Source organism: Mesorhizobium sp. B3-1-6 (assembly GCF_006439555.1).
In the GTDB taxonomy this organism is placed as follows: domain Bacteria; phylum Pseudomonadota; class Alphaproteobacteria; order Rhizobiales; family Rhizobiaceae; genus Mesorhizobium.
The window spans coordinates 52,633-62,584 of the sequence record NZ_VFTM01000036.1; the positions used below are offsets into that span (position 1 = coordinate 52,633).

Annotated in this window: 7 protein-coding genes; 4 read left to right on the forward strand and 3 right to left on the reverse strand. The window is 64.6% G+C overall.

Features of this window, described 5'->3' with window-relative positions:
• Positions 1-87: 87 nt before the first annotated feature.
• Both FJ414_RS26390 and mutY read right to left on the reverse strand, forming a co-directional pair.
• Complete coding sequence (locus FJ414_RS26390) at positions 88-699, reverse strand: HAD family phosphatase (protein WP_140647302.1); 612 nt, start codon at positions 697-699, stop codon at positions 88-90.
• Positions 696-1,868, reverse strand: a complete 1,173-nt coding sequence (gene mutY / locus FJ414_RS26395) for an A/G-specific adenine glycosylase (RefSeq protein ID WP_140647303.1) — start codon at positions 1,866-1,868, stop codon at positions 696-698. Before mutY ends, FJ414_RS26390 begins: the two co-directional genes overlap by 4 nt.
• A 33-nt stretch (positions 1,869-1,901) precedes the next feature.
• Between mutY and FJ414_RS26400 the strand changes: the two genes are divergently transcribed.
• The 3 genes from FJ414_RS26400 (at position 1,902) to smc (ending at position 6,837) form a co-directional block, all read left to right on the forward strand.
• Positions 1,902-2,411 (forward strand): DUF721 domain-containing protein, encoded by a 510-nt coding sequence (locus FJ414_RS26400; protein WP_140647304.1) that lies wholly within the window; start codon positions 1,902-1,904, stop codon positions 2,409-2,411.
• Between the two features lie 154 nt (positions 2,412-2,565).
• Entirely contained in the window at positions 2,566-3,312 is a 747-nt protein-coding gene (locus FJ414_RS26405; RefSeq protein ID WP_140647305.1) for a DsbA family protein, read from the forward strand.
• A 63-nt stretch (positions 3,313-3,375) separates the two neighbouring features.
• Complete coding sequence (gene smc / locus FJ414_RS26410) at positions 3,376-6,837, forward strand: chromosome segregation protein SMC (protein ID WP_140647306.1); 3,462 nt, start codon at positions 3,376-3,378, stop codon at positions 6,835-6,837.
• Positions 6,838-6,867: 30 nt separating this feature from the next.
• On the opposite strand, the gene FJ414_RS26415 is transcribed toward smc, so the two are convergent.
• The gene (locus FJ414_RS26415) at positions 6,868-8,580 is read right to left on the reverse strand and encodes an HAD family hydrolase (protein ID WP_140647307.1); all 1,713 of its coding nucleotides are present in this window, start codon (positions 8,578-8,580) and stop codon (positions 6,868-6,870) included.
• Positions 8,581-8,805: 225 nt separating this feature from the next.
• Here FJ414_RS26415 and FJ414_RS26420 point away from each other — a divergent pair, with 225 nt between their 5' ends.
• Positions 8,806-9,723, forward strand: a complete 918-nt coding sequence (locus tag FJ414_RS26420; protein ID WP_140647308.1) for an acetamidase/formamidase family protein — start codon at positions 8,806-8,808, stop codon at positions 9,721-9,723.
• The last annotated feature ends 229 nt before the right edge of the window (positions 9,724-9,952 follow it).

The following is a 9,952-nucleotide window of genomic DNA, read 5'->3' on the forward strand; positions in this document are numbered from 1 at the left end:
CAGGAAAGTGCCGAGAGGTTTTTCGTCCGGAATTGCGTTGAACCCTCTTGAATCAAGACGTGAACGGATCGCCGCAAGCGATTCAGTTCAGGCCGCAATCCCGAACCGCTGAAGGTCTGCTTTAAGCGTCTTGGCGTCGGTGAACAGCACCGACTGCCAGCCGGCGGCCCTGGCGCCGTCGACATTCTTCTGGCTGTCGTCGATGAACAATGTGGCGGATGGCTCGAGACCGAACGCGGTCACGTGATGATCATAGATGGCGCGGTCCGGCTTGATCTGGCAGATGTCGGCCGACACGGTCACGCCGCGCGGCCGGTTGAGAAAGTCGAAACGCTGCCGTGCTTCGGCAAGCGTGTCGGCGGCGAAGTTGGTCAGCATGGTCACATCGTGGCCGCGCTCGATCAGGCCGAGCATGATGGCGACGCTGTCGTCATAGGCATGCGGCACCATCTCGTGCCAATGGCGGCGGAAGTTACGGATGTTCTCGGCGTGATCGGGATGCTCGGCGATCAGCAACGCCTCTGCATCTTCCCATGTGCGGCCGCGATCCTGCTCGATGTTCCACTCGCTGGTGCAGACATTGTCGAAGAACCATTTGCGCTCTTCGGCATCCGGTATCAGCTGGCTGAATGCAAGGTCCGGATCGTAATGGATCAGCACCTTGCCGATGTCGAACACGATATGGCGGATTTCGGTCATGCAGGCCTCTTTGCACTGTGCGGCGACGGTTTCTTGGTCGCGCCCGGTATCGCCACCTCGATTGCCTTTTTCATGACAGTCGGCAGCGCTTCCCCGGAAATTTCATGAGCCAGCGACCAGAAATGCCCGTCCGGTGCGTCGCCTTTGACGCGGGCATGGAAGATTTCGAGCTCGAGCGCGAAATGGGTGAAGACATGCCCGATCTGCCCGGCGCGGCGCCAATCGGCGGGAAAAGGCGCGGCTTCGGTAGTCGTGGCGCCGTCGACTCGCGCCGTCCAACCCGTGGTCGGCACTTCTGTCATGCCGCCAAGCAAGCCTTTCTCGGGCCGCTTGCGGAGCAGGATGGCGCCGTCCTCGCGCTCGGCGACGAAGGCGGCACCCTTGCGCAGCGGCTTGTCGTCTTTCGGCAGCCGGACCGGGAAACGTTCCGGATCGCCGGTGAGAATGGCGCTGCAATCCCCGCGGATCGGGCAGAGCATGCAGCGCGGCCGCTTCGGCGTGCAGATCGTCGCGCCGAGATCCATCATCGCCTGGGCAAAGTCCCCGGGCCGCGTCTGCGGCACCAGTTTTTCGACCAGCGCGCGGATCTCCGGCTTGGCCTCGCCGAGCGGCGTTTCGATCGAATAGAGCCGGGTCACGACCCGCTCGACATTGCCATCGACGACCGCCGCTGGCCGGTCGAAGGCGATCGCGGCGATCGCCGCCGCGGTATAGGCGCCGATTCCCGGCAATTCGCGCAGACCCGCCTCGGTGTCGGGAAAACGGCCGCCTCGGAGCGCCACCAGGTCGGCGCAGGCTTTCAGGTTGCGCGCCCTGGAATAATAGCCGAGCCCGGCCCACGCCTTCATCACATCCTCGGCGGGCGCCGCCGCCAACGCTTCGACCGTCGGCCATTTCTCGACGAAATTGCGGAAATAGGCTTTCACCGCCTCGACCGTGGTCTGCTGCAGCATCACCTCGGACATCCACACGCGATAGGGATCGGCCCTCACGCCGCGCCCAGACGCGACCGGCGTGACGCGCCAGGGCAAGTCGCGGTGATGCGCGTCATACCAGGCAAGCAGGCGGGAGGCGATATCCGGGGATCCAGCTTTGCTGGTATCGCCGGATCCGATATCGCCGGATGCGGTCTTCTGTGATGCCTTGCGGGTCTGATCGAGCGGTGCCATTGATCGGATGAGCTGGGGAACTGGAGAACGCACATGGCAGGGAAAAGGCCCTTCGGCAATCCCGTTCCGGTGAGCGATCTCGCCACCGAGATCCTCGACCCGGTGCTGAAGAAGCGCGCCGGTATCTCGATCGGGCTGGTGCAGTCCTGGGAAGAGATCGCCGGGCCGCGCCTGGCCGCCCACTCGCGGCCGGAGAAGATTCAGTGGCCACGCCGCTTGCACGAGGACGATCCGTTCGAGCCGGCGACCTTGATCATCGCCTGCGAAGGCATGGCGGCGTTGCATCTGCAGCACGAGGCCGGCGAGGTGATCAACCGCGTCAATGCCTTCCTGGGTTTCAACGCGGTCGGCCGCATCAAGATTCTGCAAAAACCGGTGCTTTCGCAAAAGGCGCGGCCGAAGCCGGCGCCGCGCCCTCTGAGCGAGGCGGAGAAGTCGAAGCTTTCGCATCTGGTCGGCCAGATCGAGGATGACGGCCTGCGCGCTTCGCTGGAGCGGCTCGGCGCCACGATTATGGGTGAAAGGAAGCCCAAAGGATCGTAAGAAGCGTCATGAATGCGTCACCAATCTCGCGCATTCGTGATGCTTATGATCAAGTTTCGCGATTGGATTGGGGATCGCGATGCCTTAATTCGCGCCAACTCTCGCCTTTTCTAGCCCTTGCATTGCAAAATCCAACCGATATCAGGTGATTCGCATGAACCGTGCCCCGTCTGGCAAAAGCTTGTCTCGCAGAAACCTTCTGACCGCGCTGGCTGCTGTTCCTGCGGTGGCGCTGCTTGCCGCATGCAGCGACTCCGGCGAGGAGGCGAAGGCAGCCGACGTGAAGCCGGCCAACCCGTCGACGCCTGCCAAGCCGGCCGCCACGCCGGCGGCGGTCCAGGTGCCCGAGGCGCAGGGCACCGTGGACATGACGGAACTGCTCAAGCCCGGTGCGCTGCCCGACAAGCAACTCGGCAAGGACGACGCCAAGGTCACCATCGTCGAATACGCGTCGATGACCTGCCCGCATTGCGCGCATTTCAATGACACCACCTTCCCACAGCTGAAGTCGAAATACATCGACACCGGCAAGGTCCGTTATATTCTGCGCGAATTCCCGTTCGACCCGAGCGCCGAGGCCGGCTTCATGCTGGCGCGCTGCTCGAAGGACAATTACTTCGCCATGGTCGACGTGCTGTTCAAGCAGCAGCCGAGCTGGGTCGGCGTCAACAACACCAAGGAAGCGCTGCTGCAGATCTCCAAGCTGGCCGGTTTTACACAGGAGTCCTTTGAGTCCTGCTTGACGGACCAGAAACTTCTGGACGATGTGAGAGCAGTCCAGAAACGCGGAGCGGACGAGTTCAAGGTCGACTCGACGCCGACCTTCTTCATCAACGGAAAGACCTATAAAGGGGCGATGTCGATTGAGGAAATGTCGGCCATCATCGACCCTCTGCTCTGACATCCAGGCCGCGCCGAAGCGGTCCGGCTTCGGCGCGCACGCCTGTAGTGTTGGGCGGCGCGAATGAAATTTTCGCGCCTTCGCCTCCTCGGTTTCAAATCCTTCGTCGAGCCCGGCGAGTTCGTCATCGAACGCGGACTGACCGGCATTGTCGGGCCGAACGGCTGCGGCAAGTCGAACCTCGTCGAAGCTTTGCGCTGGGTGATGGGCGAAAGCTCCTACAAGAACATGCGCGCGTCCGGCATGGACGACGTGATCTTCTCTGGCTCCGGTGCGCGGCCGGCGCGCAATACCGCCGAAGTCACGCTTTTCCTCGACAATACCGACCGCACGGCGCCTTCCGCCTTCAACGACGCCGATGAACTGCAGGTGTCGCGCCGCATCGAGCGCGAGGCGGGCTCGCTCTACCGCATCAACGGCAAGGAAGCGCGCGCCAAGGACGTGCAGCTTCTGTTCGCCGACCAGTCGACCGGCGCCCGGTCGCCCTCCATGGTCGGCCAGGGCCGCATCGGCGAGCTGATCCAGGCAAAGCCACAGGCGCGCCGCGCGCTGCTTGAAGAAGCCGCCGGCATCTCCGGCCTGCACACGCGCCGGCATGAGGCCGAGCTTCGGCTCAAGGCGGCCGAGCAGAACCTCGAGCGGCTGGACGACGTCGTCGGCGAGCTGGAAGGCCAGATCGAGAGTCTGAAGCGCCAGGCCCGCCAGGCGTCGCGTTTCAAGAACCTGTCGGCTGACATCCGCAAGGCCGAAGCGACGCTGCTGCATCTGCGCTGGACGCTGGCAAAAACCCAGGAAGGGGAGGCGCGTTCCGCGCTTGCCGTCGCCACCACGCTGGTCGGCGACCGCGCCGCGGCCCAGATGGCGGCGGCCAGGGAGCAGGGCATCGCCGCGCACCGGCTGCCGGACCTGCGCGACGCCGAAGCCGCCGCTGCTGCCGCCTTTCAGCGCCTGTCGATCGCCAAGACCCAGATCGAGGAAGAGGCTGGCCGCATCCGCGCCCGCCAGACCGAGCTCGAACGCCGTCTGCAGCAGCTCGACGCCGACATCGCCCGCGAGGAGCGGATGGTGCGCGACAATGCCGACATCCTGGAGCGCCTGCGCACCGAGGAAGCCGGGCTCAATTCGGAAAACGCCGGTGCCGCCGAGCGCGAGGCGACCACGCGCGCCGCCTTCGAGCAGGCCGGCGCGACGCTCTCGCAGAGCGAAGCAAAACTTGCCGCGCTGACCGCCGAGCGCGCCGAGGCGGCCGCCTCGCGCCACCAGATCGAGCGCTCGCTGCGCGAGACTGCCGAGCGCCGTGATCGCTTCGCCCGCCAGCTCGCTGAGGTCGACCGCGAGCTTTCCGACATCGTCGCGCGCATTTCCGGCCTGCCGGATCCTGCCGAGAAGCGGCTGTTGGTCGAGGATGCGCTGGCCCGGCTGGAGGAGAGCGAGGCCGGCGCCATTGCCGCCGAGCAGGCCGTCGCCGAGGCCCGCACTGCTGAAAGCGCCGCAAGGCCTCCGCTGCAGGATGCAAGGGCCGAACTGGCGCGCATCGAGACGGAAGCGCGCACGCTGGCGAAGATCCTCAATGCCACCAGCGGGGGCGATCTTTTCCCTTCGGTGCTGGAGCAGATCAGTGTCGAGCGCGGCTACGAAACCGCACTTGGCGCGGCCCTTGGCGAGGACCTCGACGTTCCGCTCGACCGCAGCGCTCCGGTACATTGGGGCGAAAGCTCGGTCCAGCCCGGCGATGCGTCGCTGCCCGAAGGTGTGAAGAGCCTGGCCAGCGTCGTTCGCGCGCCGGCGCAGCTTGCCCGCCGCCTCGCGCAGATCGGCATCGTCGACGCCGTCGACGGCCGCCGGTTGCAGGCGCTTCTGGCCCCCGGCCAGCGGCTGGTCAGCCGCGATGGCGCGCTCTGGCGCTGGGACGGCTTGACCGCGAGCGCCGACGCTCCGACCGCCGCCGCGCTGCGGCTGGCGCAGAAGAACCGCCTGGCGGAACTCGATGCCGAAGCCGTGCAGGCGACGCTTGTCGTACGCGAGGCCGAGGAGGCGTTGACGCATGCCGAGCAGGCGATGCGCCAGGCAAGCGATGCCGAGCGCAATGCGCGCCAGGCCGGCCGCGACGCCCAGCATGCGCTGGATGCGGCCCGCAACGCGCTGGCCGAGGCCGAGAAGGCCGGCGGCGAGCTGTTGAGCCGGCGCGCCGCGCTTGAAGAGGCACGCGCTCGCATTGTTGACAGCCATGAGGAGACGCAGGCCGCTTTCCTCGAAGCCGAGGCGATGTTGCAGGACGCGCCCGATCTTGGCGACCTGCAATTGCAGCTCGAACAGGCCTCCGCCAACGTCTCGCGCGACCGCGCCACGCTCGCCGATGCGCGCGCCGTGCATGAAGGGCTGCGGCGCGAGGCCGAGGCGCGCATGCGCCGGCTGGACGCCATCGGCGCCGAGCGCAAGAACTGGCTGGAGCGCGCCGAAAACGCCTCGACGCAAATCGCGGCCCTTGGCGAGCGCAAGGCCGAAGCCGAGGCCGAGCGCGAAAGGCTGGCCGGCGCGCCGGACGAGATCGACGCCAAGCGCCGCGCCCTGCTGACGCAGCTGTCCGAGGCCGAAGCTTTGCGCCAGGCGGCGAGCGACCGCCTGCAGGAGGCGGAGAACAAGCAGGCCGAGCTCGACAAGGCGGCGACCGCCGCCATCCAGTCGCTCGCCGAATCGCGCGAAACCCGCGTCCGCGCCGAGGAGCGGCTCACCGCGGCGGATGAGCGCCGCGCCGAGGTCGAGGCGCGCATCCAGGAAGCACTCAACACGCCGCCGCATCTGGTCATCAAGCATACCGGCCTCGAAGCCGACGACCCGATGCCCGACATGGCCGAGATCGAACGCCAGCTCGACCGGCTGAAGATCGAGCGCGAGCGCCTCGGCGCCGTCAACCTGCGCGCCGAGGAAGAGCAGAAGGAATTATCGGAGCGGCTGGAGACCATCGTTTCCGAGCGCGAGGACATCATCGAGGCGATCAGAAAACTGCGCCAGGCGATCCAGAGCCTCAACCGCGAGGGCCGCGAGCGGCTGCTGTCGGCCTTCGAGGTGGTCAATGGCCATTTCCAGCGGCTGTTCTCGCATCTGTTCGGCGGCGGCACGGCCGAGCTGCAGTTGATCGAGTCCGAGGATCCGCTGGAGGCGGGGCTGGAAATCCTCGCCCGTCCGCCTGGCAAGAAGCCGCAGACCATGACGTTGCTTTCCGGCGGCGAGCAGGCGCTGACGGCGATGTCGCTGATCTTCGCCGTGTTCCTCACCAACCCCGCGCCGATCTGCGTGCTCGACGAGGTCGACGCGCCTCTCGACGACCACAATGTCGAGCGCTTCTGCAATTTGATGGACGAGATGTCGAAGACCACCGAAACCCGCTTCGTCATCATCACCCACAACCCCATCACCATGGCGCGCATGGACCGGCTGTTCGGTGTCACCATGGCCGAGCAAGGCGTCAGCCAGCTGGTCTCGGTCGACCTGCAAGCGGCCGAGGCGATGCGCGAGGCGAGCTGAGCTCGCCTTTCTCGCGTTCAACGACCAATCCTAGTTCTCCGGCGCCGTCGCCGGCGCCGTATAGCGGCGGCGCACGGCGTCGATCACCAGCTTGCGGCTCTCGTCGGCCGACAACGCCTTGTTCTTCTCCGCGTCTGCCGTTTCGTTGGCGAGTTCCTTGTCCCTGATCTGCTGGCGGAACCATTTGGAATAATCGCCGGCGCGCAAATGGTATTCCCATGTCTTGTCGTCGATACCTTCCGCCATCTGGGCGAAGATGATGAGATTGTGAGCTCGCAGATTCATCGCCTTCTTCGGCCCGGTGAAATAGAAGCTGCCCGCCTCGTCGAGCTCGCCTTCGGCATATTTGCGGCTGTGCCGCTTCAGCGACTGGTCGGGCTCGACCGCCTTGACCGTGAACGGCTTCTTGCCGTCATGCGGCCGCCAGAACAGCACGCGGTCGCCCTTGGGCAGAGGAATGTCCTTCGGCGCCTTGAGCCCGGTTTCCTTGCAGAAGGTCCTGATCACGTCCTTTGCGTTGGGCCCGAGTGCGATCACTGCCGTCACCAGCCGCAACGCATCGGTGGAGATTGCTTCGGGGTGGACGGTGATCAGCACGGTGCCAGGCAGCTCGATCGAAAGCACCGCGCGCGTATCTCCGCGTCGCTTGGGCATCAAATGATGCGCCTCGTCGATGATCAGCCAGTGCGGCCTTGCCGTGCGATAGCGGACATTGCCGAGGCCGGGCAGCAATTCGGCGAAGAAATCGGGACGCTCATCGACCTTCAGCGCCAGGCCGTTGACCACGACATTGTTCTGCGGTTTCTCGATCAATTCCAGCAATTGTTCCTTGTTCGGCGCGGTCGAGCCGTTGCCGAGCGGCACCGCGCCTTTCAGTCCGTCATAGTCGCCCTCGGGGTCGAAAATGCAGAATTGCAGACCTTTTTCGACCAGCCGCTCGGTGAGCGCCGTGGCCAAGGTCGATTTGCCGATGCCCGAGCTGCCGGCGATCAGCACTGTTTCCATCGGCGACAAGTAGATGTCCTTGCCGCGTGAGGTCCCGAGCAGCACGCCGCGCGAGCGCTTTTTGGCCAGCGGATAATCGCGCTTGGTCAGCTTGCGGATCAGTTCCTCGACGCCTTTGCCGCGCGGCGCCTTGGTGACGAGGTCGGCGGTTTCCTTGACCGCGGGCAGCGCGTTGGCCACCGCGACGCTGCAGCCCGAGGCCCTGAGGAAAGCGTGGTCGTTCTCGGCGTCGCCGACGGCCACGACATTATGCGGCGACAGCTTCAGGTCCTCGAGCGCAGCCGCCAGTCCGGTTGCCTTGTTGATGCCCGAGGGCAGGATCATCACCGCGCCCTTGTTGAAGATGATCTCCAGCTCCAGCCCGAGCTTCTTGATGACGTCGAGCACTGTCACCTGGTGCGGCTCCCAGGTGGCGACGATCGAGCGGCCAACCGACAGCGGCTTCACGCCGCGCTTCTTGAGCCCGTCGATGAGATCGACGGAAGGCGAGGGCGAGATCGTGCGCTCTTCCTCGCTGGCCGGCGTGTAGATCAGCGCGCCGTTTTCGGCGACGACCTTGTCGAACAGGAAAAGTTCGGGAAAAACCTCCTTGAGGTCGGGCAGTTCGCGGCCGGTGACCAGGATGAGCTTGCGCCCCGATTTCTTCAGCTTTTCCAGCGCCGAGATCGTGCTGGCCGTGACCAGGCCATCATGCGCCAGCGTGCCGTCATAGTCGGTGGCCAATGCCATGAAATACATCGGTTTAACCTCTCCGCCGGCTGTTTTTCGCGCCCGCCGGCAGTATCCGGCTCGGCGGACAACAACGCCTGGAGGCGGAAAAGGTTTAGGTCGAGCACTGGATTTCTCGGGCCGGCGCTAGGCCGTCGCGCATCGCAGCGACTCGCCCACGCGAACGAAACGATCGGCCACGAAGAGCTCTACCGCCCACTTGCCGCGCGTCGACGCCTTCGTTACTGCGATCTGATGGCGACGCACAAACTTACCAACACCACTTGGCACAATGTCCTCGGTACGATCGCGCCAGCGCTCACAATTGCATCCGGCGATGTCGTGACGACGGAAACGCTCGACGCTCACGGCTTCGACAAGAACGGTGTGCAGCGGTCACGAGGGCCGAACCCTATGAACGGCCCGGTCTTCGTGACAGGAGCCGCACCTGGCGATGCGCTGCGTGTGGAGATCCTGCGCATGGACCCGATCCGCTCTTCCGGCTGGACGATCTCGTCACTGGCTGCAAACGTTGTCGATCCGGAGGCTGCTCGTGGGCTGCCTGCCAGGGACAAAGTCACTTGGCAGATCGACCTGGAAGCGCGAACTGTGGTGTTGCAGGAGCCGCCGCCAGGCCTCGAGCACTTCATTTTGCCGGTCGAGCCGATGATCGGCTGCTTCGGCGTGGCGCCATCGATGGGCCAGGCTTTCTCCACCGCGACCAGTGCAGAAAATGGCGGGAACATGGATTACCGCGGGTTTCGGCCCGGCGTGACCGTTTGGTTCCCCGTTGCAATAGAGGGTGCGCTCTTCTTCGCGGGTGATTGTCATGCGGCGCAGGGCGATGGGGAGATCGTTGGCACCGGGATCGAAACCTGCTTTGAGGTTGAGCTTCGCTTGACCGTGGAAAAAAACAGACGGTTGACATGGCCTCGCGGCGAGAACGAGACCCACATTTTCTCTGTTGGCAACGCACGCCCGCTTGATCAGGCCCTCCAGCACGCGACCACGGATATGTTCAACTGGCTGACCAGTGATTATGGCCTGTCCGCCGCTGCCGCATCGCATCTGATGGGACAGGTTGTCCGGTATCACGTCGGAAACGTTTTTGACCCTGCCTATACGATGGTTTGCCTGATCGAAAAGCGATGGCTTCCGGCCTCCACCGGCTGACGGAAGCAATTCCAGGAAAGTGTGAGCGGTTTTCCGTTCGGAATTGCGTCAAAACAAAGAGGTAGGGCGGTTCGCTGTTTCCGTGAAACCGTGAAACGCACGAGTGCAAGCCACGGCGCCAACAACCATACCATCCGTTTTGACTGGCCGATTGCCTTTCCCGAGAGATGGGTGACAGTTCATTCCGGATAGATGGGTTACACTTTCGGCCCTTTGCGAGGAGAGCAAG